At 70.9% G+C, this 24,017-nt stretch carries 16 protein-coding genes; 11 read left to right on the forward strand and 5 right to left on the reverse strand.

Annotated features, from left to right (window positions below; all coding sequences use genetic code 11):
* The first annotated feature begins 276 nt into the window (after positions 1 to 276).
* From pdxR to C6569_RS09770, 3 genes are all read left to right on the forward strand, one after another.
* Positions 277 to 1,836 (forward strand): MocR-like pyridoxine biosynthesis transcription factor PdxR, encoded by a 1,560-nt coding sequence (gene pdxR / locus C6569_RS09760; protein WP_106748661.1) that lies wholly within the window; start codon positions 277 to 279, stop codon positions 1,834 to 1,836.
* A gap of 124 nt (positions 1,837 to 1,960) precedes the next feature.
* Positions 1,961 to 3,994: a molybdopterin-containing oxidoreductase family protein gene (locus C6569_RS09765; RefSeq protein ID WP_181313981.1), complete on the forward strand. Its 2,034-nt coding sequence runs from the start codon at positions 1,961 to 1,963 to the stop codon at positions 3,992 to 3,994.
* A 26-nt stretch (positions 3,995 to 4,020) separates the two neighbouring features.
* The gene (locus C6569_RS09770) at positions 4,021 to 5,421 is read left to right on the forward strand and encodes an amidase family protein (RefSeq protein WP_245898289.1); all 1,401 of its coding nucleotides are present in this window, start codon (positions 4,021 to 4,023) and stop codon (positions 5,419 to 5,421) included.
* A gap of 14 nt (positions 5,422 to 5,435) precedes the next feature.
* On the opposite strand, the gene C6569_RS09775 is transcribed toward C6569_RS09770, so the two are convergent.
* A complete protein-coding gene (locus C6569_RS09775; RefSeq protein WP_106748663.1) occupies positions 5,436 to 6,956 on the reverse strand; it encodes a helicase HerA domain-containing protein in 1,521 nt (506 codons plus the stop codon).
* A 157-nt stretch (positions 6,957 to 7,113) separates the two neighbouring features.
* On the opposite strand from C6569_RS09775, the gene C6569_RS09780 reads away from it, so the two are divergent.
* The 8 genes from C6569_RS09780 (at position 7,114) to C6569_RS09815 (ending at position 17,077) form a co-directional block, all read left to right on the forward strand.
* The gene (locus tag C6569_RS09780; protein ID WP_106748664.1) at positions 7,114 to 8,421 is read left to right on the forward strand and encodes an Hsp70 family protein; all 1,308 of its coding nucleotides are present in this window, start codon (positions 7,114 to 7,116) and stop codon (positions 8,419 to 8,421) included.
* A gap of 96 nt (positions 8,422 to 8,517) precedes the next feature.
* Positions 8,518 to 9,468: an NAD-dependent epimerase/dehydratase family protein gene (locus C6569_RS09785; RefSeq protein ID WP_181313982.1), complete on the forward strand. Its 951-nt coding sequence runs from the start codon at positions 8,518 to 8,520 to the stop codon at positions 9,466 to 9,468.
* Positions 9,469 to 9,574: 106 nt separating this feature from the next.
* Positions 9,575 to 10,930 (forward strand): aspartate aminotransferase family protein, encoded by a 1,356-nt coding sequence (locus tag C6569_RS09790; RefSeq protein WP_106748666.1) that lies wholly within the window; start codon positions 9,575 to 9,577, stop codon positions 10,928 to 10,930.
* Entirely contained in the window at positions 10,930 to 11,691 is a 762-nt protein-coding gene (locus C6569_RS09795) for an SDR family oxidoreductase (protein WP_106748667.1), read from the forward strand. Before C6569_RS09790 ends, C6569_RS09795 begins: the two co-directional genes overlap by 1 nt.
* 211 nt (positions 11,692 to 11,902) lie before the next feature.
* Positions 11,903 to 13,516 (forward strand): ABC transporter substrate-binding protein, encoded by a 1,614-nt coding sequence (locus C6569_RS09800; RefSeq protein WP_106748668.1) that lies wholly within the window; start codon positions 11,903 to 11,905, stop codon positions 13,514 to 13,516.
* Between the two features lie 14 nt (positions 13,517 to 13,530).
* A complete protein-coding gene (locus tag C6569_RS09805; protein WP_106748669.1) occupies positions 13,531 to 14,562 on the forward strand; it encodes an ABC transporter permease in 1,032 nt (343 codons plus the stop codon).
* A complete protein-coding gene (locus tag C6569_RS09810; RefSeq protein WP_106748670.1) occupies positions 14,559 to 15,404 on the forward strand; it encodes an ABC transporter permease in 846 nt (281 codons plus the stop codon). The genes C6569_RS09805 and C6569_RS09810 overlap by 4 nt, the downstream gene beginning before the upstream one ends.
* Complete coding sequence (locus C6569_RS09815) at positions 15,401 to 17,077, forward strand: dipeptide ABC transporter ATP-binding protein (RefSeq protein ID WP_106748671.1); 1,677 nt, start codon at positions 15,401 to 15,403, stop codon at positions 17,075 to 17,077. The genes C6569_RS09810 and C6569_RS09815 overlap by 4 nt, the downstream gene beginning before the upstream one ends.
* Before the next feature lie 74 nt (positions 17,078 to 17,151).
* On the opposite strand, the gene C6569_RS09820 is transcribed toward C6569_RS09815, so the two are convergent.
* The 4 genes from C6569_RS09820 to C6569_RS09835 all read right to left on the reverse strand — a co-directional run bounded on the left by C6569_RS09820 (position 17,152) and on the right by C6569_RS09835 (position 23,916).
* Complete coding sequence (locus tag C6569_RS09820; RefSeq protein WP_106748672.1) at positions 17,152 to 18,591, reverse strand: NAD(P)-binding domain-containing protein; 1,440 nt, start codon at positions 18,589 to 18,591, stop codon at positions 17,152 to 17,154.
* Positions 18,592 to 18,689: 98 nt separating this feature from the next.
* On the reverse strand, positions 18,690 to 20,339 hold the full coding sequence (locus tag C6569_RS09825) for a long-chain-fatty-acid--CoA ligase (protein ID WP_106748673.1): 1,650 nt from the start codon (positions 20,337 to 20,339) through the stop codon (positions 18,690 to 18,692).
* A complete protein-coding gene (locus C6569_RS09830) occupies positions 20,336 to 21,916 on the reverse strand; it encodes a hydantoinase B/oxoprolinase family protein (protein WP_106748674.1) in 1,581 nt (526 codons plus the stop codon). Before C6569_RS09830 ends, C6569_RS09825 begins: the two co-directional genes overlap by 4 nt.
* Complete coding sequence (locus C6569_RS09835; protein ID WP_245898290.1) at positions 21,913 to 23,916, reverse strand: hydantoinase/oxoprolinase family protein; 2,004 nt, start codon at positions 23,914 to 23,916, stop codon at positions 21,913 to 21,915. Before C6569_RS09835 ends, C6569_RS09830 begins: the two co-directional genes overlap by 4 nt.
* Between the last annotated feature and the right edge of the window lie 101 nt (positions 23,917 to 24,017).

Below are 24,017 nucleotides of genomic sequence, written 5' to 3' on the forward strand. Positions count from 1 at the left end.
GCTGAGGAGGCCATCACTGCCGAGCCTCGCAGACCCGCGCGTCCGTCCCTTGCGCGGCTTGTCGGTCCGCCTGGTAGCTCACCATCACCGAACGCTTCTTCCTCGCTGGCGCGAGCCGCGCATGTCGAGCGCGCCAGTTCGGCACCGAATTCGCCAAAATGACCGTTGTCTTTGCGCCGTCGATCGCTCTCGTTCCTCCCCTTGCCCCGACTCCCTCCCCACGCCATGCTCCCCATGGCACGGCGGTTGCTCGGGCCCTCGCAAGGAGAGCGATCCATGCGACACAAGCCGTCCCGCGCGACATGGTCCGATCTCCTGCACCTGGCGCTGGACCCGGCCGGCGACAGCCCCATCTTCCAGCAGATCTATCTGGCGCTGCGCGAGGCGATCGTCGCCAACACGCTGGCGCCCGGCGGCCGGCTGCCCTCGAGCCGCGCCCTCGCCCTCCGGCTCGGCGTTTCCCGCACCTCCGTCGTCTCCGCCTATGACCAGCTCCTCGCCGAGGGCTATGTGGTCGGCCGCGGCGGCTCGGGCACCTATGTCTCGGACGAGGTGCCCGCCGTCCTCGCGCCGCCGCCCGCCCCGGGCGGCGGGAGCGCCGCCACCCGCCGCAGCCTCTCGGTGGCGGGGGCGCGCTACGGTCGCTTCGCCGCCGAGATGACGCTGCCGGGCAGCCTGCCCTTCGCCGCCGGCTGCTGCTCCGTCGACGCCAAGACGGTGGAGGACTGGCGGCGCATCGGCGCCGGCCAGATGCGCCGTCTCGACCCGGTCAACCTCTCCTATGCCGATCCGAGCGGCGAACCGGCCCTCCGCCGCGAGATCGCCGCCTATCTGCGCGCCGCCCGCGCCGTCCGGTGCGACGAGGAGCAGGTCGTCGTGCTCTCCGGCGCCCAGCAGGCCATCGACCTGTCGATCCGCACGCTGCTCGATCCCGGCGACCCCGTCTGGATCGAGGATCCCGGCTATGGCGCCACGCGCGAGGCGCTGGCGGCGGCCGGCGCCGCCCTCGTGCCGGTGCCGGTGGACGAGGCGGGCCTCGACGTCGCCGCCGGCATGGCCGCGGCCGGTGGCGCGCGGGCGGCCTACATCACGCCATCGCATCAATATCCGACCGGCGCGGTGATGAGCATGGCGCGCCGCCTCGACCTGCTCGCCTGGGCGGCGCAGACCGGCGCCTGGATCATCGAGGACGATTACGACAGCGAGTTCCGCTATGCCGGCCGGCCGCTGGCCTCGCTCCAGGGCCTCGATCGCAACGGCTGCGTCGTCTATGTCGGCACCCTCAGCAAGGTGCTGTTCCCCGGCATCCGGCTCGGCTTCGCCGTGGTGCCGCACCAGCTCGTCGACGTCTTCCGCGGCGCCCGCTTCCTCGCCGATCGCTCCCCGCCGACACTCCAGCAGGCCATGACGGCCGAATTCATGCGCCAGGGCCTGCTGGTCAGCCACATCCGGCGCATGCGCCAGCGCTACAAGGAGGCGCGCGACGTGGTGGTCGAGGCCATCGGCCGCCACCTCGGCGACCTCGTCGACATCGAGGTGCCCGATTGCGGCATCCAGCTCGTCGTCCACTTCCGCGATGGCCTTTCCGACATCGCGGTGACCGAGGCCGCCCGCCGGCAGGGTCTGGTCGTCAAGCCGGTCAGCCCGCATTACCTGGCCGCCCCGCCCCGCCAGGGCCTCGTCCTCGGCTATTCCGGCTTCGACGCCCACAGGCTGCGCGCAGCTTCCGCCGAACTCGGTCGCATCGTCCGTGCCGTGGCCGAGGGGCCCGCCGCCGCCCCGTCGCGGCCGGCGGTACCCCGGCGCGCCTTCGCCGGGGCGGCCTCGCGCGGCTGAGGACGGCGCGCCAAGTGGCCCGCCGCTCAGGGCCCAAGTGGTCATTGCAGCTGTTCCAGTTCGAAACTGAGATCGCCGGGCGCGCCCCGATGGCGTTTCGCGCGCGCACCGATCGAGGATGCCGATGAAGACCGTACGCGTGGCCTGCGCCCATGACTGCCCCGACCTCTGCTCCCTCATCGCCGAGGTGGACGGCGACAGGATCACGAAGATCTCGGGCGATCCGGACCAGCCCTTCACCGCCGGCTTCGCCTGCGCCAAGGTCAATCGCGACACCGAACTCGTGCATTCGCCCGAGCGCCTGAAGACGCCCCTGAAGCGCGTCGGCCCCAAGGGCTCAGGCCGGTTCGCGTCGATCTCCTGGGACGAGGCGCTGGACGAGATCACCGCCCGCTGGAAGGCCATCATCGCCGAATCCGGCCCGCTCGCCCTCCTCGGCTACGCCTACAGCGCCCACCAGGGCCAGATGAACCGCCACATCGTCAACGGCCTGTTCTACGCCATGGGCACCAGCCGCCTGCAGGCCGGGACGGTGTGCGACAGTTGCTGCGAGACCGCGTGGGACCTGACGCTCGGCCCGGTCGGCGGCGCCGACCCGGAATCGGTGGTCGATTCCGATCTCGTCATCGCCTGGGGCTGCGACCTCATGGCGGTGAACGTGCATTTCTGGGCGAAGCTCGACGCACCCCGCAAACGCGGCGTCAAGGTCGTCGTCATCGACCCGCGCCGCAGCCGCACGGCCGCCAGCGCCGACTGGCACCTGCCGATCCGCATCGGCACGGATGCCGCTCTGGCGCTCGGCATCGTCCATATCCTGGTGCGCGACGGCCTGTGCGACCGCGCCTATCTCGCCGCCAACACGCTAGGCTTCGACCGCTGGGAACGCGAGATCGTGCCGCGCTTCACGCCGGACCGCGTGTCTGAGATCACGGGTCTGTCGGTCGCCGACATCGAGACGCTCGCGGCGATGTATGGCGCGGCGAAACGCTCCTTCATCCGCATCGGCGAGGGCATGACGCGGCTGGCCCGCGGCGGTCAGGCGCTGCGCGCCGTGGCCACCCTGCCGGCCGTCACCGGCGCCTACGGCCGGCCCGGCGGCGGCGCCTTGCTGCTCACCGCCGGCTCGATGGACTTCAACTTCTCGTCCGTCCGCAAGCCGCCCTCCGGCCCGGCCGCCACGCGCCTCGTCAACCAGAGCCTGCTCGGCCGCGAGCTCCTGGAGATGAAGGACCCGCCGCTGCGCGCCCTCTTCATCGCCGCCAACAATCCCGCCGTGACCTGCCCCGAGGCGGGCCTCGTCCGCCAGGGGCTCGCCCGCGAGGACCTCTTCACCGTCGTCCACGACCCCTTCATGACCGATACCGCGGCCTATGCCGACATCGTCCTGCCGGCCACGACCTATCTCGAGACCGAGGATTTCTACCGCGGTTACGGCAGCTACTACATGCAGTATTCGCCCGCCGCCGTCGCCCCGCAGGGCGCGGCCTGGTCGAACTTCAGGCTGGCCCAGGAGCTCGCCCGCCGCATGGGCGTCACCGACCCGATCTTCTCGAAGAGCGAGAAGGAGATCCTCCCCGAGTTCTTCAAGGGCTCGACCGGCGCGGTCGCCGCCGTGGATCCCGCCAGTCTGTACGACGGCGTCCCCGTCAAGGTCGCCCCGCCCCCCGGCCAGACCTTCGCGACGCCCTCCGGCAAGCTGGAGATTTTCTCGCAGACCCTCGCCGACCAGGGCGTCCCGCCCATGCCTGACTGGCAGCCGGACGCGCAGGAGGAGGCCGACGCGGCGAAATGGCCGCTGCGCCTGCTCACGGCGCCCTCCTATTTCCAGCCGCACACGGCATTCTCCGGCGTCGCCTTCCTGCGCAAGCGCGAGGGCGAGCCCTTCTGCGTGCTGCACCCCCAGGACGCCGCGAAACGCGGCCTCGAGAACGGCGCCAAGGTGAGGCTGTTCAACGAGCGGGCCGCCATCGGCCTCGTGCTGAAGGTCGCTGACGACGTCCAGCCCGGCGTGATCCTCGTCCCCGGCCAGCGCCCTGGCACCGAGGCCGTCGACGGCACGGTCAACATGCTCTGCTCCGACCGTCTCACCGACATCGGCGAAGGCGCCTCCTACCAGAGCACGTTCCTCGACGTGGAGGCCTGGGAGGTCAGAGCCTGACCGGCGGCGGATCGGCGGGGGCCGACATGAGCACGACCGGACAGCTCGCCACCCTCTCGGCCCACGCAATGGCCGCGCTGGTACGCACGCGGTGCGCCTCCCCCGTCGAGATCCTCGACGACCTGCTCGACCGCATCGCCGCGCTGGAGCCGCGCCTCAACGCCTTCGTCGCGATCGACGTGGACGGCGCCCGCGCCGCTGCGCATGAGGCGGAAGCCGCCGTGATGCGCGGCAAGCGTCTCGGGCCCCTGCACGGCGTCCCGGTGACGATCAAGGACGTGCAGGCCGTGGCCGGCCTGCCGACGCGCCGCGGCTCCTGGCACTCCGACCCCGCCCCTGCCGCCGAGGACGCTCCCGCCGTCGCCCGCCTGCGGGCGGCAGGCGCCGTCATCCTCGGCAAGACGACCACCACCGAACAGGGCTGGACCGCCGTCAGCGAAAACCCGCTCACCGGCGCCACCGACAATCCGTGGAAACGGGGCCGGACCGCCGGCGGCTCCTCATCGGGCGCGGCGGCCCTCGCGGCCGCCGGTTGCGGCCCGCTGCATCTCGGTACGGACGGCGCCGGCTCCGTGCGGCTCCCCGCCCATTTCTGCGGCGTCGTCGGCTTCAAGCCGACCTTCGGCATGGTGCCCTACCTGCCCGTGCCCAACAACGGCGGGCTCTCGCATATCGGGCCGATCGCCCGCGACCCTGCCGATGCCGAACTCATGCTGGAGGTCATGGCGGGCCAGCACTCCGCCGACTACACCACCCTGCCCGGCGGCTTCCGCCGCGATCCCGCCGGCCCGGACCTCACCGGCCTGAGGATCGCCTACAGCCCCGACCTCGGCCATGCCCGGGTCGATCCCGAGATCGCCGGGATGGTCGAGGCCGCGGTGCGGGCCTTCGAACGCCTCGGGGCCGCCGTGGAGACCGTGGCACCGGCCTGGGGCCCGCTCGGCCCGCGCCTGATCCGCGACCTCTGGGGTCCGCCTCTCCTGCCCTATGCGCCCGCCGACGCCGCGGCGGAGGCCGCGATGGACCAAGGCTTCGTCGCCTGCCTCAGGGAGAGCGGCGGGGCCTCGTGGCGCGACGTCCAGGCCGCCCAGGCGCGCCGCCACGCCTATGCCGGAGCGGTGGGGCGCTGGTTTGGCGAGGGCTGGGACCTGTTGGTGACGCCGGCGGCCTCCGTCGCCGCCTTTCCGCACGGCCGCCAGGTGCCCGACCATTGGCCCGGCCACGCCTGGGACTGGCTCACCTGGGCGGAGTTCTCTTATCCCTTCAACCTCGCCCATTGCCCCGCCGTCTCGGTGCCCTGCGGGCTCACGCAGGAGGGCCTACCGGTCGGGCTGCAGATCGCCGGCCCGCGCCTCTCCGACCCGCTGGTCATGCGGGCGGCGCGCGCCTTCCTCGCGGCGCGGCCCTTCCCCGCCTGGACCGGCTGAACCGGCGGGATGCCCTATTCCGCGGCGGACGGCAGGTCCTGGCTGACGTCCACCGGGCCGGCGGGATCACCCGGCGCCGTCTCGCAGCCGAGGTCGGGTGAAGCGACGATGCGTCGGCCACGGAAGTCCGTCCGCATGACGAAGAGCCCGCGCTCCTCGAAATAGGCGATGAGTCGCCGCGCCCGGCTCGGCGAATGGCTGCCGTAGACCCTCGCGATGGTGGCGTCGGAGGGGCACGGCGCCCCTGTCAGCGCGGCGCGGGCAATCACGAGGAACACGCCCTGCAGATCGTCCGGCAGGCCGGCGGAGAGCGTCACCGCCTGGCTCCAGCCCTCCTCGCCCTCGCGCGTCATGTCGACGCCGGCCCGCGCCACGGCGAAGCGACGGCGGAAATCGGCGAGCGTTAGCGGCTCGCCGGGCACGCGGCGGATGCGACAGCGGACGAGGAAGTCCTGGTAGAGCACCGCCACCGTGCGGAACGCGGCGTCCGGATCGGCCAGGATCTCGCGCAGCACCTCCTCGATCAGCGCCTTGTGCTCGGCCTCGGCGATGACCGGGAGCATGGGCTCGGCCGGCTCCTCCGCCTTTGGCCGGGCCTGGGCGAGCTGGGTGAGGATGTCGGCCGTCGAGACCGGTGGGGTCGGCGGAGGCCGGCGGACGGGGAGCGCCCTGATCTCGTCGGCGGCGGGGGTGAAGATGAGGTCGCGCGCATCCTCCGGCGCCGGCGCCTCCGGCAGCGGCGTCAGCTTCGGGCTGGTCGAGCGCGCCGAGGTCTCCACCGCGCCGATGGTCACCGGCAGCGGCCGCCGCGACAGGGCCGGCCCCAGAGCGACGAAATGGCCGCGGGCGAGGTCGCGGAACATCTCGGACTGGCGGCGGTCCATGCCGAGAAGGTCGGCGGCGCGGGCCATGTCGATGTCGAGGAAGGTGCGGCCCATCAGGAAGTTGGAGGCCTCCGCCGCCACGTTCTTGGCGAGCTTGGCGAGGCGCTGGGTGGCGATGACGCCGGCGAGCCCGCGCTTGCGGCCGCGGCACATCAGGTTGGTCATGGCGCCGAGGGAAAGCTTGCGCGCCTCGTCAGAGACCTCGCCGGCCACCGCCGGGGCGAAGAGCTGCGCCTCGTCCACCACCACCAGGACCGGGTACCAGTGGTCGCGCTCGGCATCGAAGAGCCCGCCGAGGAAGGCCGCCGCACAGCGCATCTGCTGCTCGACGTCGAGGCCCTCGAGATTGAGCACGACGGAGACGCGGTGCTGGCGGATGCGCGCGGCGATGCGGGTGAGCTCGGCCTCGGTGCGCTCGGCGTCCACCACGACGTGGCCGTAGCGCTCCGCCAGCGTGACGAAGTCGCCCTCCGGATCGATGACGCATTGCTGCACCCAGGGCGCGCTCTGCTCCAGCAGGCGTCGCAGCAGGTGCGACTTGCCCGAGCCCGAATTGCCCTGCACCAGCAGGCGGGTCGCCAGCAACTCCTCGAGATCGAGCGTGGCCGCCTTCCCGCCGGACTGCGACCCCATGTCGATATCGACTTTCATCCCGACTCAGGAACCCTCATCCACTGCGCCGGCCTTCCTAGCACCCCGCCGCGGCGCGCGCCTCCCCGCTTCGGCGAAACCCACAGGAACAGCCGGGCCTCTGGTAGGCTGGGCGGCGATGGTCTATGCCCCGCCGCTTCCCCCGTGAGGCCCCATCTTGGCAAGAACCAGCCCGCCCCTCTCCATCGGCATCGATTTCGGCACCACCAACACGGTGGTGGCGCTGGCCGGCGGCGACGGCCCGGCCGAGGCGGTCACCTTCCGTCACGGCGACGCCGACCTGAAGGGTTTCGTCACGGCCCTGTGCTACTGGCAGGAGCGCAGCGGGGGAAAGCTGACCAACCGGGTCGAGGGCGGCCCCTTCGCCATGGACCAGCTCATGGCCGGCGGCGGGGCGCAGCGCTTCATCCAGTCGTTCAAGAGCTTCGCCGCCAGCGCCAGCTTCAAGGACACCCGCATCTTCGGCCAGACCACGCGGTTCGAGGACCTCCTCGTCGCCTTCATCCAGACCCTCCAGCGCCATGCCGGCCGCGATCTCGGCTTCGCCAGCGCCCGGGTGCAGATCGGACGCCCCGTCCGCTTCGCCGGCGGCAATCCCGACGAGGCGCTGGCCATGCAGCGCTACCGCGCCGCCTTCGGCCGGCTCGGCCTCGACGCCGCCCGCTACGTCTATGAGCCCGTGGGCGCCGCCTTCTTCTATGCCCGCGCCCTCGACCGGGACGCGACCGTCCTCGTCGCCGATTTCGGCGGCGGCACCTCCGACTTCTCGGTCATGCGCTTCACCCGGCGCGACGGTCGGCTCGCCGCCGAACCGCTCTCCCATGCCGGCATCGGCATCGCCGGAGACAGTTTCGATTACCGCATCGTCGAGGCCATGGTCTCGCCCGCCCTTGGCAAGGGCTCCGACTACCGCTCGCTCGACAAGCTGCTGACCGTGCCGAACCGCTACTACGCCAATCTCGCCCGCTGGCATCAGCTCGCCATGATGAAGTCCAACGGCGACCTCGCCGGCCTGCGCGACCTCGAGAAGGTGGCGGTGGAGCCGGACAAGCTGCGCCGCTTCATCGACATCATCGACTACGACCTCGGGCTGGCCCTCTACCGCGCCGTCTCCGACGCCAAGGTGACGCTGTCGGCCGCCGACGCCGCGGAGTTCCGCTTCGCGGCCGAGGACGTCGCCATCACCGGCCGCATCACCCGCGCCGATTTCGAAGCGTGGATCGCCGCGGATGTGGCGCGCATCGGCGCCACCGTCGACGAGGCTCTCGCCCGCGCCGGCGTCCGGGAAAGTGAGATCGACCGGGTCTTCCTCACCGGCGGCACCTCCTTCGTGCCGGCCATCCGCCGCCTCTTCACCGACCGCTTCGACGAAGCGAGGCTGACCCATGGCGACCAGTTCGAATCGATCGCCTACGGCCTCGCCCTGATCGGCCGGGAGCCGGACGCCGAGCGCTGGGCCGCCTGACGTCGGGGCGCGAATGCCCGCCCCGCGTCACGGTACCTCCCGCAACGCCGTCGACCTCGCCATGATCGCCTCCCATCTCACGCGGAAGGACAGATCGTGACGGTTCTCATCACCGGAGGCACCGGCTTCGTCGGCGCTGCGACCGTCGACCACCTCGTCTCGGCCGGCGAAGAAGTCGTGGTGCTCGCCGCCCACCCGGCGGAGCCGGGCTGGCTCCCCCCCGGGATCGAGGTCAGCATCGGCGATATCAGAGACGGCGACGGCCTCAGGGCGCTGATGAGCGCCCACCGCTTCTCCGCCGTCATCCACGCCGCCGCCATCACCGCCGGGCAGGACATGGAGCGCGCCCATCCCGAACGGATCGTCTCGGTCAATGTCGGCGGCACGGCGGCGGTCCTGCGGGCGGCGGCGGAGGCCGGCTGCCCGCGCGTCGTCATCGCCTCCTCGGCCAGCGTCTATCCCCTCGCCAAGCGCGACGGCGCGCGCTTCCGCGCCGATTTCGACCCGCCCGGGCCGGCGGCTCTCTACGGTCTCACCAAGAAGATGGCCGAGGACGTGGCGATCCGCCTCGGCGCCGTCTACGGCCTGTCGACGCCGATCCTGCGCATCGCCGGGGTCTACGGCCCCTATGAACGCGACACCGGCGTGCGCGAGATCCTCTCCGCGCCGGCGCAGGTCATGGCCGAGGCGCAGGCCGGACGGCCGACCCGCCTCTCGCGCCCAGGCTTCGCCGGCTGGCTCTATTCCCGCGACGCGGCGGCGGGCCTTGCGGCGCTGCGCGGCGCGACCCTCGCGGATCCCGCGCCGATCTTCGATCTCGGCGGGCCGGAGCTGTTCTCCATCGCGGACTTCTGCGCCGAGATCGCCCCCGCCTTCCCAGGCTGGAGCCACGCCGTCGATCCCGCCGCGCCGACCGTGCGCTACCAGATCCCCGCCGACCGGCCGGGCAGCGACTTCGAGCGCCTGAAGGCGGCGACGGGCTTTGCGCCGCGCTTCGGCCTGAAGGCGGCGGCCGCCGACTATCTCGCCTGGACCGGCCGCGACTGACCCGCCAGGCGGGACGGGTATCGGGATGGGGCTGCCATGCGCCCGGCGGGTTTGACCGTCGCCGAGCGCCTCCCCTAGCCTTCCCGTCCGCATCAGGGAGAGCACCATGGACGACGTCGGGCACCGCTGGCTCAACCAGCACCGCGCGGGGCAGAGGCTGCCGCGCGCCGTGGGCGGCGACGGCATCCACGTCTTCGACGAACACGGCCGGCGCTTCCTCGACGGCTCCTCGGGGCCGGCGCTCTTCTGCCTCGGCCACGGCCACCGCGAGGTGATCGAGGCGATCAAGGCCCAGTACGACCGGCTGTCCTTCGGCTATTCCGCCGATTTCACCTCCGACCCCATCGACGCCCTCGCCGACACCATCGTCGACCAGGCCGGCGGCGGCATGAGCCGCGTCTCCTTCGTCTCGGGTGGCTCGGAGGCGACCGAGACCGCGATCAAGATCGCCCTGCAGTATCACCTTGCCCGTGGTCATGCCGGCCGCGACCGGTTCTTCGCCCGCCGCCAGTCCTGGCACGGCTATACGATGGGCGCCCTGTCGCTCTCCGGCCATCCGGCGCGCCGGCGGCCCTATGTCGGCGCGCTCATGCCGGTGACCCACCTCTCGCCCGCCAACGACTACCGCCCCGCCGACGGAGTCGCGACGGAGAACCTCGTCGACCACCTCGCCGCCGAGTTCGAGCGCGAGATCCACCGTGTCGGCGCCGAGCGCATCGCCGCCTTCTTCTTCGAGCCCGTGGTGGGCGCCGCCGGCGGCGCGGTGCCGGCTCCCGAGGGCTATGCCCGCCGCATGCGCGAGATCTGCAGCCGCTACGGCATCCTGATGGTGGCCGACGAGGTCATGTGCGGCGTCGGCCGCTGCGGCACCTGGCGCACCCTCGCCCATGACGGCGTCTCGCCCGACATCATGGTCACCGCCAAGGGCCTCGCCGGCGGCTATGCGCCGCTGGGCGCCGCGCTGATGACGGAAGAGGTCTACCGCACCATCGCCGACACCTTCGGCACCATCGCCTCGGTCCACACCTACTCGGGGCACACCGCGGCCTGCGCCGCCGGCCTTGCCGTGCAGAAGGTCATCATCCGCGACGGCCTCGTCGAGAAGTGCCGCACCGACGGCGCCTATCTGATGGAGGCCCTCGGCCAGGCCTTCGGCCAGAACCCGCATGTCGGCGACATCCGCGGCCGCGGCTTCTTCGTGGCCGTCGAACTGGTGAAGGACCGCGAGACCAAGACGCCCTTCGCCAGCGGCCTCGGGCTCTACAAGCGCGTCAAGGACGAGGCCTTCGCCCGCGGCCTGCTCTGCTATCCCTCGCCCGGCACGGCGGACGGCCATTCCGGCGACCACGTGATCCTCGCCCCGCCCTACATCATCACGCGCCCGGAGATCGACCGCATGGTGGACCTCCTGAAACAGGCGGTGGACGCGGCGCTGGCCGGCGTTGCCGGCGAGGCGGCCTGATGCGCCTTCAGGGCAAGGTCGCGGTCATCACCGGCGGCGGCTCGGGCATCGGCCGGGCGACGGCTCTCCTCTTCGCGCGCGAGGGCGCGCGCCTCGCCCTCGTCGACCGCGACGCCGCCGGCGTCGACGAGACGGCCGCCATGGTGACCGCCGAAGGCGGCGAGGCCATGACCTGCGTCTCCGACGTCGGCGAGCCCGGTACCGCCGACCGCGACGCCGCTGCGGTGACGGCGCGGTTCGGCCGCATCGACATCCTCTTCGCCGCAGCGGGCTTCTCCGTCGGCGGCACGATCATGACCACCAGCCCCGACGACTGGGACCGCGTCTTCCGCGCCAATGTCGGCGGCACCTGGCTCTGGGCGCGCGCCGTCGTGCCCTTCATGCGGGCACAGGGCGGCGGTGCCATCGTCACCACCGCCTCCCAGCTCGCCATTGCCGGCGGTGCGGGCAATGCCGCCTACATCGCCGCCAAGGGCGCCATTCTCAGCCTCACCCGCACCATGGCGCTGGATTTCGCCGCCGACCGCATCCGCGTCAACGCGGTGGCGCCGGGGGCCGTCGACACGCCCATGCTCCGCCGCAGCTTCGGCCGCGCCGCCGATCCCGCCGCGGCGGAAGCCAGATCCGTCGCGCGCCACCCTCTGGGGCGGCTCGGTCGTCCGGAGGAGATCGCCGAGGCCGTGCTCTATCTCGCCTGCGACGCAGCCGCCTTCACCACCGGCACCACGCTAGCCGTTGACGGCGGCTGGCTCGCGGGCTGACACTGCCTAACCCTTGGGCAGCGCGATCCCGTTGCTTCCCCAGGGTGCAAATGCCGAAGAGCATTTCCCACGCCGGCGGTTCCGGCGAACGGACATTCTCCTCGCACCGGCATCGCATGAGCAGCTCTCGCTGCTGGTACGGAGATTGCAACCATCTGGGCGAGCCGCCGGGCACCATGCCGGGCCCGCAAGCGTCAACGGAGACCGCGTCATGAAGCTGAACCGTCGTCACCTCCTCGCGGGAACGGCCGCCGTCGCCACAGCGCCCTATCTCGGCGGCAGGGCCGAGGCGCAGACCCGCGCGGAGACCCTGCGCTACGTCACCGGCGCGGCCGTCAACACCCTCGACCCCACCATGCCCGGCGCCACGCGCGAGGCCTTCGGCGTCAGCGTCAACGTCTATGACCGGCTCGTCTCCTTCGGCCGCAAGCAGCGCAACGGCAACTGGGTCTTCGACATCGACACCATCCGCGGCGAGATCGCCGAGAAGGTCGACGTCAGCCCCGACGGCATGACCTTCACCTTCCACATCCGCAAGAACGCCAAGTTCCACGACGGCACGCCGGTGACGGCAGCGGACGTGAAGTGGTCCTACGACCGCGCCGTCTCCGCCCGCTCCCTCGCCGCCGCCCAGATCGGCACCGGCTCCTGGACCAAGCCCGAGCAGTTCACCATCGTCGACACCCACACGGTCGTCGGCAAGATCGACAAACCCGACCGTCTCGCCCTGCCGAACCTCTGCACGCTCTACGCCATCGTCTTCAACTCGGCCCTGGTGAAGAAGCACGTGACGCCGCAGGACCCCTGGGGCCAGAACTGGACCAAGGACAATACGGCCGGCTCCGGCGCCTATACGGTGGAGAGCTTCAAGCCCGGCGAGCAGGTCATCCTGCGCCGCAACGATGCCTGGACCGGCGGCGTCGACGGCAAGCCCGCGCCCTTCCGCCGCATCATCTGCCAGACCATTCCGGAGGCGGCGACCCGCGCCAGCCTCATCGAGAAGGGCGACGCCGACCTCTCCATCGACCTGCAGCCGAGCGACATCGACACGCTCGTCGCGCGCGGCCGCGTCAAGGCGATCTCGACGCCCCAGTTCAACGCCTTCTCGATGATCGCCTTCAACACCAAGATGCCGCCCTTCGACAACAAGAAGGTCCGTCAGGCGATCGCCGCCGCCCTGCCCTACGACTCGCTGTTCAAGGCGGGCCTCTTCGAGCGCGGCGCCAAGCTCTACGGCGGCACCTGGTCGGGTACGCCCACCGACGCCTCCTTCCCCCAGCCGATGCCCTACAAGCAGGACGTCGCCAAGGCCAAGGCGCTGCTGGCGGAAGCCGGCTTCCCCAACGGCTTCGAGACCTTCTTCGCCTTCAACCTCGGCTCCGCCGCCTTCGCCGAGCCCATCGCGGCGCTGGTGAAGGAAGCCCTCGCCGCCATCAACATCCGCGTCGAGATCCAGAAGCTGCCCGACGCCCAGATTTCCACCATGGTCACCGAGCGCAAGCTGCCCTTCTTCATCGAGACCTCGATCGCCTGGCTGCCCTCGACCGACTACTTCTTCCGCACCTTCCTCTATGGCCCCCAGCGCTGGAACTATTCCGGCTGGAACGACGAGCGCATCGCCGATCTCGCCGGCAAGGCGCGCTTCGAGACCGACAAGGCCAAGTATGACGCGACCTGCAAGGAGATGATCGCGATCATGGCCGAGGAGACGCCGATCGTCATGCTCTGGCAGCCGAACCAGGACGCCGTCATGCCGAAGAACATCGACGGCTACACCTACGGCTACCACCGCCAGGTCGACTTCCGCGACGTGAAGCGCACCTGACGGGTCCGCCGGTCATGAGCCTCGCAGCCAGCATCGCCAGGCGCGCCGGACGGAGGGCCCTGTCCTCCGTCCCGGCGCTCTTCGGGGTGATCGTCTTCACCTTCCTGCTGATGCGGGTGTTGCCGGGCGATCCGGCCGTCTTCTTCGCCTCCGGCCCCAATGCCGGCCAAGCGGAAATCCAGATGATCCGCGAGCAGATGGGGCTGGACAAGCCCATGCCCCAGCAGCTTCTGCTCTACCTGAGGGACATCGCCACCGGGAACCTCGGCCGCTCCATGAACACCGGCCAGCCCGTGGTGGCCGACCTCATCAACCGCCTGCCGGCCTCGCTCGAGCTGACCTTCACGGCGCTGCTGCTCGCCTTGTCGCTCGCCCTGCCGCTCGGCATCCTCGCCGCACTGAGGCCGAATTCCCTCGTCGACCACGGCGTGCGCTTCCTGTGCTCGCTCGGCGTCTGCGTGCCGACCTTCGTCTCCGGCCTGCTGCTGATCTATGCCTTCTACTACATCCTCGGCATCGCCCCCGACCCCACGGGCCGCCTCGACGTCTTCGCCTCGCAGCCCCCCGTCGTCACCGGCTTCATCCTCATCGACGCGGCCATCGCCGGCGAATGGGAGTCCTGGTGGGCCGCAGCGAGCCAGCTCGTCCTTCCCGCCTCCACCATGGCGCTCTTCGTGCTGGCGCCGCTTGCGCGCATGACCCGCGCCGCCATGCTCGCCGTCATGACCAGCGACTTCGTCCGCACCGGCGAGGCCCTCGGCCTGTCGCGGCGGCGGGTCGTGCTCGTCTATGCCCTGCGCAACGCGCTGCTGCCCGTCATCACCATCATGGGCATCGTCTTCTCCACCATGCTCGGCGCCAACGTGCTGGTAGAGAAGGTCTTTTCCTGGCCAGGCGTTGCGTCTTACGCCCTCGACGCCCTCCTCACCTCCGACTATGCGCCGGTCCAGGGCTTCGTGCTGCTGATGGCCTTCATCTTCGTCCTGGTGAACCTCACCATCGACGTGCTCTACGGCCTCGCCGATCCCCGGGTCTCCATCGAATGAGCGCCACGCTCCGCCACACCGGCTACATCTTGCGCGGCAATCCGGTGACGCTGGTCGCCGGCTGCGGCGCGGCGCTGCTCGTCCTCATCGCCATCATCGGGCCCTCCATCGCACCCTACGGCCCCACCGTCTCCAACGTGCCGCAGGCGCTGCAGCCACCGAGCGCCTCCCACTGGTTCGGCACCGACCAGCTCGGACGCGACGTCTTCTCGCGGGTGCTGGTGGCGACGCGCCTCGACCTCGCCATCGCCGCCTCGGCGGTGAGCCTGTCCTTCGTCCTCGGCGCCATGATCGGCGCCTTCTGCGGTTATGCCGGCGGGCGCCTTGACCGCTGGGTCGGCCGTTTCGTCGACGTTCTCATGGCCTTCCCGCTCTTCGTGCTGGCCATGGCGTTGGTGGCGGCACTCGGCAACCGGGTCGAGAACATCATCTACGCCACCGCCATCATCAACCTGCCCTTCTACATCCGCTTCGCCCGCGCCGAGGTGAACGTGCGGAGGAATTCCGGCTGGGTGGAGGCTGCCCGCGCCTCAGGCAACAGCCACGTGCGGGTCGTCCTGCTCTTCCTGCTCCCCAACGTCCTCCCCGCCATGGCGGTGCAGATCTCGCTGAACCTCGGCTGGGCCATCCTGAATGCCGCCGGCCTCTCCTTCCTCGGCCTCGGGGTGCAGGCGCCGACGCCGGAATGGGGCATCATGGTCGCCGAGGGCGCCCGCTTCATCACCACCGGCAAGTGGTGGCTGGTCGTCTTCCCCGGCGCGGCCCTGATGAGCGCCGTGCTCTGCTTCAACCTGCTCGGCGACGGCCTGCGCGACATCCTCGACCCGCGGATGCGCACATGACCGCGCCGCTCCTCACCATCGACGACCTCAAGGTCACCTTCTCCACCCGCAACGGCCTCGTGGAGGCCCTGAAGGGCGTCTCCCTCACCCTCGACGCCGGCGAGACCCTCGGCATCGTCGGCGAGAGCGGCTCGGGCAAGTCGGTCACCGCCTTCTCGGTCATGCAGCTCCTCGACCGTGCAGGCCGCATCACCGCCGGCCGCATCACCTTCCGCGGCCAGGACATCACCCGCGCCTCCAGGTCCATGCTGCAGCCGCTGCGCGGCGCGGCCATGTCGATGATCTTCCAGAACCCACGGGCGGCGCTGAACCCCATCCGCACGGTCGGCCTGCAGATCGCCGACGTGCTGCGCGCCCATGAACAGCTCTCGGCGGCCGAGGCGCGGCAGAAGGCACTGAAGCTGCTGGAATCCGTGCTGATCCGCGACCCCGAGGCCCGCCTCGACGCCTATCCGCACGAACTCTCCGGCGGCATGTGCCAGCGCGTTATGATCGCCATGGCGATCGCCTGCGAGCCCGCCCTGCTCATCGCCGACGAGCCGACCACCGGTCTCGACGTGACGACGCAGAAGACGGTGATGGACCTCCTCGCCGAGATCACCGCCCGGCGCGGCATGGCGATGATCCTCATCACCCACGACCTCGGCCTCGCTGCGCAATATTGTCAGCGCGTCGCGGTGATGGAACAGGGGCTGGTGGTCGAGCAGGCGGTGCCCGCGAGCCTCTTCGGCGCCCCGCGCCACCCCTATACGAAGCGCCTCGTCGCGGCCTCGCCGACCCGCCATTCCACCGTCGACAGCCTCGTGGTCGATGCCGGCGAGCCTGCGCCCCCGGCGCCGCGCGTGTCGCTGCGGCGGCCGGCCGAGCCGCTGCTCTCGGTCTCGAACCTGATCAAGACCTTCGACAACGGCTTTCGCGGTGTCGACGACGTCTCCTTCGACCTCGCGCCGGGTGAAAGCCTCGGCCTCGTCGGGGAATCAGGCTCGGGCAAGAGCACCATTTCCCGCCTCGTCTGCCGCCTGCTCGACCATTCCGCCGGCACCATCGGCTTCGACGGCGAGGATATCGGCAGGATCTCGGCGCGCGAATTCTATCGGTCCCGGTTCCGCAAGGACATCCAGATCGTCTTCCAGGACCACGGCGACAGCCTCAACCCGCGCTTCTCCGCCTTCGACTGCATCGCCGATCCGCTGAAGCTGCTCGCCGGCGTGCAGGACGCCCGCGACTTGCGCCGCCAGGTGGAAGACTGCGCCCGCCGCGTCGGCCTGCCCGCCGAATTTCTCGACCGCTTCCCCCACCAGCTATCCGGCGGCCAGAAGGCGCGTGTCGGCATTGCCCGCGCCATCGCGGCGAAGCCCCGCCTTCTCGTCCTCGACGAGCCGACGGCGGCCCTCGACGTCTCCGTCCAGGCGGTGATCCTGCACCTGCTCGACCGGCTCCGCCGCGAGACCGGCCTCGCCTATCTCTTCGTCAGCCACGACCTCAACGTCGTCCGCATGATGTGCGAGCGCACCATCGTGCTGCAGAAGGGCCGCATCGTCGAACAGGGGCCGAGCGGCGCGCTGTTCACCGACCCGGCGTCGGACTATGCGCGGGAGCTCATCGCCGCGATCCCGCATTTCGATCCGGAAGCGGCCACGGCCCGGCACAGGGAAACGGCGACCGCGGGGTGAGCCTTTCCCCGCAAGCGCGTCAGGTCATGCCCGGGGTCGACCCAGGCATGACGCGATGAGGGCGCGAACATTGTCTACTCCGCCGCGACGCCGAGCCCCGGCACAGTCTGCCGCACCTCCGCCTGCGCCACGTCATAGGCGAGGAAGGCCTGCCAGTTCGCCTCCACGTCCGCCGCGAACAGGCCCTTGGTGACGCCATCGACCAGCCGTGGCACCGCCGTCGTCATGGCGTTGATCGACGAACCCGACGGGCCGAAGCTCATGGTCGAGGCGATGGAGAAGAGGTGGACGTTGGCGATCCAGGGCGTGCGCCCGGGCACCTTCTCCATGAACTGGTAGTCCGACGAGAGGTAGGGAAAGGCGCCCAACCGGTCGTTCCGCTCGTCCGCGGGCGGCGCGTAGCGGTCGGCCCAGGTGGCGATGTTGTCGGCGAAGGCGGCGAGCTCCGGCTTCGCCGCATAGTCCATGGCGATGCCGGTGCCGCAGATGAGGAAGTCCGCGGCGAAGTCGCCGTGCGGCGTCGTCACCACGGCACGGCCGCCCTCGGCGCGCGCGGCCGTCCAGGCGGCGCCTGTGTGCAGGACGAAATTCGGATGGGCGGCGCAGCGGTCATAGGTCGCCTGCGGAAAGCCCTCGCGCAGACCCATGACGCGGCTCATGAAGCGCCAGCGCCAGGCGTCGTCGAGGTCGGCGAAGTGCTTCATGAAGCCGCGGAACGTGATCCACCGATAGGGCTGGATGACCTGCGGCTCCAGCCGGCGGCAGAAGAGATGCACCGAGGCCGCCCCTGCCTCCAGCGCCTCCGCGGCATTGTCGAGGGCCGAGGCGCCGGCCCCCAGCACGGCCACGACCTTGCCCTTGAGCGAAGCGAAGTCGATGGCATCGGCGGTGTGGGCGCGAAGGCGCTCCGGCAGGCGCTCGACGAAATCCGGCATCCACCAGCGCCCCGTCGAATCCTGCCCCGTCGCCAGCACCACCTTGCGGGCGAAGACGGTGCGCTCGCCCTCCGGCCCGCGCAACCGTGCCGCGACGAGCTCGCCGGCCTGATCGAGCGACAGGAGTTCCGTGTCGTTCTCGACCGGGATGTCGGTCACTTTCCGCATGAACAGGAGGTAGTCGTTCCAGTCCTCGCGGGTGATGAGGTCCAGCGCCTGCCAGTGGTCGGCACCGTAGCGGGCCTCGTGCCAGGACTGGTAGGTGAGGCTCGGGATGTCGAGATCGGGGCCGGTGAAATCCTTCGGGCTGCGCAGCGTCTTCATCCGCGCATAGGTGACCCAGGGCCCTTCCCGGCCATAGGGCGCCCGGTCGATCACCAGCACGTTGTCCACACGCGACCGCTTCAGGCCGAAGGCGGCGACGACGCCGGACTGCCCCGCCCCGACGATCAGCACGTCCAGCGCCTGCGACCCATCCGGTCCCGTGCGCGGGGTCAGCCAGGGCGCGCGCGGATGGGCGATCCGCGCGAGGTCATCGCCGATGCGGGCTTCGAGGGCGGTCAGGGACGGCAGGGTCATGTCGAGGTCTCAGGCGGCACGCCGGGGGAGCGTGGCACGGGCAGGCAAGATGCAGGCCGCATGGTGATGGTCACGGTCCGGCGCGGCAAGGCCGGTCGTCACGGGCGCGCCTTGGCCCATTCGGCGTCCTGGAGGGAGCGCCAATCGAGCTTGTTCGAGGCGGTGCGCGGCAGCGCCTCCACGAATTCCACCTGCCGCGGCACCTTGTAGGCGGCCATGGCGTCGCGCGCCCAGGCGATCAGCGCCTCAGCCGACAGCTCCATGCCCGGTCGCCGCACGACGAAGGCCTTCACCGTCTCGCCGCGATAGGCGTCGGGAGTGGAAACGATGCAGCATTCCTGGATCGCGGGGTGACGGTAGAGCGTCGCTTCGCATTCCGAGGGCCAGACCTTGAAGCCGGAAACCGAGATCATCCGCTTCAGGCGGTCGACCATGTGGAAATAGCCCTCGTCGTCGATGCGGGCGAGGTCGCCGGTGCGCAGGAAGCGCTTGCCCTCGAGGGTGACGAAGGCCTCCGCCGTCGCCTCCGGCCGGTTCCAGTAGCCACGCATCACCTGCGGCCCGGCCACCACGATCTCGCCGGCCTCGCCCTGCGGCAGTTCGGCAAGGGTCGCAGGATCGATGATGCGCGCGTCGGTCTCCTGCACCGGCACGCCGAGGCATTGCGGCTTCGGCCGATCCACCGGGTTGAGGTGGCTCGGGGACATGGTCTCGGTGAGGCCGTATCCCTCGACATAGGCGAGGTTCCACCGCCGTTTCAGTTCGGCTGCGACCGCCGTCGGCATGGCCGCGCCGCCGCCGGTGATGATCCTGAGCCTGGCGAAGGCGGCCTCGTCGAAGCCCTCCGCGGCCAGCGCATCCACCACCATGGTCGGCGCCGCGCTCCACAGCGTCACGCCATAGCGCTTGAACAGAGCCGCCACGAGATCGCGGTCCCAGCGCGCCATGACGACCACCGTCGCACCGCAGGCTGCGCAGCCGTTGAGCGAGAGCTGCATGCCGGCGACGTGGAACATCGGCATGAAGCCGGTCAGTACCGTGTCGTCGTCGTAGAAATACCAGCGCGCCTGGACGAAGGCGGTGAAGAGCACGCTGTGGTGCGTGTGCATGCAGGCCTTCGGCTTGCCCGTCGTGCCGGAGGTGTAGGGCATGACGCAGAGATCGTCCGGCCGGCTCACGTCGGGCCGCGGCGGCCGCGCCTCCGCCAGCGCCGCGCTCCAGGCGGTGAAGCCCGGCGGCAGGCTCTCGGGGAGCACGCTCTCAGCGATCACCGGCGGCAAGCGGAAGGGTGTGTCGGCCGGAATTTCGTCGCCATAGGCGGCGACGATCACATGGGTCAGCGGCACCGGAATCATCGCCGCGAACCGTCCCACCAGTTCCGCCCCGATCAGCGCGACCGTCGCGCCGCTGTCCTCGGCGAGATAGGCGATCTCTGACGGCATGCACATGGGGTTGACCGGAACCACCACGCCGCCCGCCCGCGCGATCGCCTGATAGGCGATGATCGCATGGGGCGAGTTCTGCATGTCGAGCAGCACCCGATCGCCGTGGGCGAGGCCGCAGGCGTGCTGGAGATGGGCGGCGAGCCGCTCGACCCGCCGCAGCAGCTCCGCGAAGCTGATCTCGGCGCCGTAGAAGGCGATGGCGACCGCCTCGCCCCGCCGCGCCGCGGTCGCCCTCAGCGCCGCGCCGAGGCTCTCGGGCAAAGGCCCGACGGTGCGGTCGACGCCGGCCGGCCAGGTGCTCATGCGGCAGGCGCCCCGTAGCCGCCGCCCCCGCAGCCCTCCAGCGTCACGAGGTCGCCGGCCTTGAGCAGCAGGTTCGCCTTGCCCGACAGGCGCTCAGCCTTGCCGTCACGTTCCAGCGTGATCGTATAGGGCTTGCCCTCCTCGCCGCCCTTGAGGCCGTAGGTCGGCATCACCGAGCGCTCGACGCAAGTGGTCAGCCACAGGCTCGGCGCCAGCACCCGATAGGCACGGACGACGCCGTCGCCGCCCTTGTGCTGGCCCTTTCCGCCGGAATCCCGGCGGATCGCCTGTTTCTCGACGCGGATGGCGTAGTTCGCCTCGATCATCTCGGCCGGCGTGTTGGAGGTGTTGGCGAGGTGGACGCGCGTCGCCGGGCAGCCGTCGCGGTCGTGACGGGCGCCCTCGCCGCCCCCATGCACCTCGTAGAGCATGCGCCAGGAACTGTCCGGCAGCGGCTCGGCGAAGGCGAGAAGGCCGGAGGTCGCAGGCCCGCCTGCCGAGAGCCGCTCGGGGATGACGCTTTCCATGGCGCGGAAGATGGCGTCCACCACCCGCATGGAGGTCTCGTGGTTGCCGGCGGCCACGGCGGCATTCCAACCCGGCTCGAGAATGGAGCCGGGCCGCGTGACGATGGTGATGGGTCGGAGTGCGCCGGCGTTCTGCTGCATGTCGCGCCCGCTCATGATGCGCGCGGCATAGACCACCGCAGAACGGGCAATGAAAGGCGTCGTGTTGCAGAAATTGGCGACCCGGTCGGCCGATCCCGAGAGGTCGAAGGTCGCCTCGTCGCCGCGGATCTCGATCGTCACGTGGATCCGCGCCGGCTCGCCGTTCGGCCCGCCGTCGTCGAGGAAATCCTCGCCCTCGTAGGTGCCGTCGGGAAGTTCGGCCAGCGCCGCGCGCATCTCGGCTTCGGAGAGGTCGTGCAGGCGGCTCATGGTGGCGACGAAGGTCTCGGTGCCGTATTGCGCGCACATCTCGCGGATGCGCCGCTCGGCCGCGGTCGTCGCCGCGAGCTGCGCCATCAGGTCGCCCTCGCAGGAGACGGGATCGCGGACATTGGCGAGGATCAGGTCGAGCACCGAGCGGTTGACGCCCGCGGCGCTGGCGATCGGCAGCGGAGGAATGCGGATCGCCTCCTGGAACGTGTCGAAGGCGTTCGCCAGATAGCTCCCCGGCCAGGTGCCGCCGACGTCGGGCCAGTGCGCGAGGCTGAGGGCGAAGGCGACGAGCCGGCCCTCGACGAAGACGGGCCGGGCGATCTTCACGTCGTTGAGGTGGTTACCCCCCAGCGCGCCGACATTGTAGATGATCGCGTCGCCCTCCTTCATGCCCGAGGCGGGGCAGACCTTGAGGAGCTCCTTCACCGTATAGGCCATGGCGCCGAGATGGATGGGAATGTCGCGCCCCTGCCCCACCAGACCGCCTTCCGCATCGGTGATGGCGGAGGAAAGGTCGCCCGCCTCGCGCAAGAGCGGCGAGCGGGCGGAGCGGGTCATGACGAGGCTCATCTCCTCGGCCGCCGCTGACAGCCCGTGGCGGATGACCTCGACGACGAAAGGGTCCAGCGGGGTCATGAGGCGCTCCGGGTCAGAAAGAGGTTGCCGAGGTCGTCGGGCCGCGCCTGCCATCCCGGTGGCACGATGACGGTGGACCAGGCGTCCTCGATGATGGCAGGTCCCGTGGTGATGCCGGAAAGGGTCTCGCGCGGCAGGATGTGCGTCTCCACCGGCCCCTCCGGCCCGAAGATGCAGGGCCGGCTGCGGCCGGCGACCTGCGGGCGGCCGACGTCCGGCCGCGAGAACGGCGTCACCGACGGCTTGGTCGCCTTCACGCGCAACGCCTCGATCACGCAGTCCTCGCCCGTCGCATAGCCGAAGAGTTCATGGTGCCGGGCGTGGAAATCAGCCTCCAGCCGAACGGGGTCGAGCGGCATGGCGAAGCCGATGGGGATGGAATCGCTCTGCGCCGCGTAGCGCATCAGGGCCACGTGCTCGACGCCGATCTCGTCCCCGGGGATGCCGTTGGCGATGAGGGGATCGCGCGCCTCCGCCACCAGTTCGGCGACGCGCGCGGCGAAAACCTCGCGCGACAAGCCGTTCAGCGCCATGCGGACCGTACGCTGCTGCAGGAAGGAGAAATCGGCGGTGAGGCAGCCGAGCGCCGAGAAGGCGCTGGAGGCCGCCGGCACGATGATCTCCCTGAGCCCGTAGAGGTCGGCGAGGCCCGTTGCGTGCATCGGCCCGCCGCCGCCGAAGGCGAGCAGCGTGCAGTCGCGGCCGTCGACGCCGCGCTCGACGGTCACCCGCCTGAGCGCCCGCGCCATGGTGGCGTTGGCGACTTTGACGATGCCGAGGGCGGTCTCCGCGAGCCCCAGCCCGAGCCTGTCGGCGATGGGCTGCACGGCCTCCCGCGCCTTGCCGACGTCGATGCGGATCGTGTCGCCCAGCACCGCCTCGGGATCGAGATAGCCGAGGATGGCGTTGGCATCGGTGATGGTGGCGCGGGTGCCGCCGCGGCCGTAGCAGGCCGGGCCCGGCACCGCGCCGGCGCTCTTCGGGCCCACGGTGAGGCCGCCAGGCCCGAGATCGACGATGGAGCCGCCGCCGGCCCCGATGGAATGGACGGCGAGCATGGGCTGGCGCAGCGGCCGCCCGCCCATCATGCGGGTGTCGGTCATCTCCGCCGCCCCGTCCACGATGAGGCAGACGTCGGTGGTGGTGCCGCCCATGTCGAAGGTGAGCACGCGCGGCCGCGCCAGGTCCCGGGCGATGCGCGCCGAGGCCGAGACGCCGGCCGCGGGCCCCGACATGGCCATGACGAGGGGCCGCCGCTTCACCGCCGGCACCGGCACCATCGCCCCCGCCGAGTGGAAGACCTGCAGCCCCGGCCCGATCGGCAGCCGCTCCTCGAGCTCGGTCAGGTATTCCACCGCGATGGGCATGGCCGCCGCGTTGAAGGCCGTCGAGGACGCCCGTTCGTATTCGCGCGCCTCCGGATTGATCTCGTGCGAGACGCAGACATGCGGCACGACGCCCGCCAGACGCTCGGCGAGCCGCTTCTCGTGGGCAGGATTGGCATAGGAATGAAGGAGGCAGATCGCGACGCTCTGCACGGCGTTGGCCTTCAGCCAGGCCACGAGACGCTCGATCTCGCCCTCGGTGAGCGGCGTCAGCACCGCGCCGGTATGGTCGAGCCGCTCGGCGATGCCGAAACAGAGCGACGGTGGCACCAGCGGCGGGGCCTTCGGCGGAATGTCGAGCCGGTAGAGCTCCTGCCGCCGGTAGCGGGCGATCTCCAGCACGTCCTCGAAGCCTGCCGTCGCCACCAGCGCCACCTTCGGCAGCCGCTCCTCGACCAGGGCATTGGTGACGCGGGTCGTGCCGTGGACGAAGCGGCGCACGTCGTCGGCGCCGAGGCCGACGGCGGCGAGCGCCTCCATCATGGCCTGGACCGGAGCGTCCGGGCGGGAGGGAACCTTGGCGATCCGGGTCTCGTGGCTGCCGCTCCTGACGGCGATGATGTCGGTGAACGTGCCGCCGATATCGGTGCCGATGTCCCAGTCTCTCGTCTGCACGTCGCATGCTCCATGACCGGTCCCGCCGGTCCGCCCGTCATTGAACGGCAAGCGGGGCCGGCGGCGGTAGGTCCGCTTTCGGGCCGGAGGCCTGACCTCGC

The sequence above is a fragment of the Phreatobacter cathodiphilus genome, assembly GCF_003008515.1.
Classification (GTDB): domain Bacteria; phylum Pseudomonadota; class Alphaproteobacteria; order Rhizobiales; family Phreatobacteraceae; genus Phreatobacter; species Phreatobacter cathodiphilus.

Excerpts from the sequence above, each read along its gene's own strand:
- pdxR (WP_106748661.1), top strand. The coding sequence starts at position 277 with ATGCGACACAAGCCGTCCCGCGCGACATGGTCCGATCTCCTGCACCTG.
- C6569_RS09765 (WP_181313981.1), top strand. The coding sequence starts at position 1,961 with ATGAAGACCGTACGCGTGGCCTGCGCCCATGACTGCCCCGACCTCTGC.
- C6569_RS09770 (WP_245898289.1), top strand. The coding sequence starts at position 4,021 with ATGAGCACGACCGGACAGCTCGCCACCCTCTCGGCCCACGCAATGGCC.
- C6569_RS09775 (WP_106748663.1), bottom strand. The coding sequence starts at position 6,956 with ATGAAAGTCGATATCGACATGGGGTCGCAGTCCGGCGGGAAGGCGGCC.
- C6569_RS09790 (WP_106748666.1), top strand. The coding sequence starts at position 9,575 with ATGGACGACGTCGGGCACCGCTGGCTCAACCAGCACCGCGCGGGGCAG.
- C6569_RS09795 (WP_106748667.1), top strand. The coding sequence starts at position 10,930 with ATGCGCCTTCAGGGCAAGGTCGCGGTCATCACCGGCGGCGGCTCGGGC.
- C6569_RS09800 (WP_106748668.1), top strand. The coding sequence starts at position 11,903 with ATGAAGCTGAACCGTCGTCACCTCCTCGCGGGAACGGCCGCCGTCGCC.
- C6569_RS09805 (WP_106748669.1), top strand. The coding sequence starts at position 13,531 with ATGAGCCTCGCAGCCAGCATCGCCAGGCGCGCCGGACGGAGGGCCCTG.
- C6569_RS09810 (WP_106748670.1), top strand. The coding sequence starts at position 14,559 with ATGAGCGCCACGCTCCGCCACACCGGCTACATCTTGCGCGGCAATCCG.
- C6569_RS09815 (WP_106748671.1), top strand. The coding sequence starts at position 15,401 with ATGACCGCGCCGCTCCTCACCATCGACGACCTCAAGGTCACCTTCTCC.
- C6569_RS09820 (WP_106748672.1), bottom strand. The coding sequence starts at position 18,591 with ATGACCCTGCCGTCCCTGACCGCCCTCGAAGCCCGCATCGGCGATGAC.
- C6569_RS09825 (WP_106748673.1), bottom strand. The coding sequence starts at position 20,339 with ATGAGCACCTGGCCGGCCGGCGTCGACCGCACCGTCGGGCCTTTGCCC.
- C6569_RS09830 (WP_106748674.1), bottom strand. The coding sequence starts at position 21,916 with ATGACCCCGCTGGACCCTTTCGTCGTCGAGGTCATCCGCCACGGGCTG.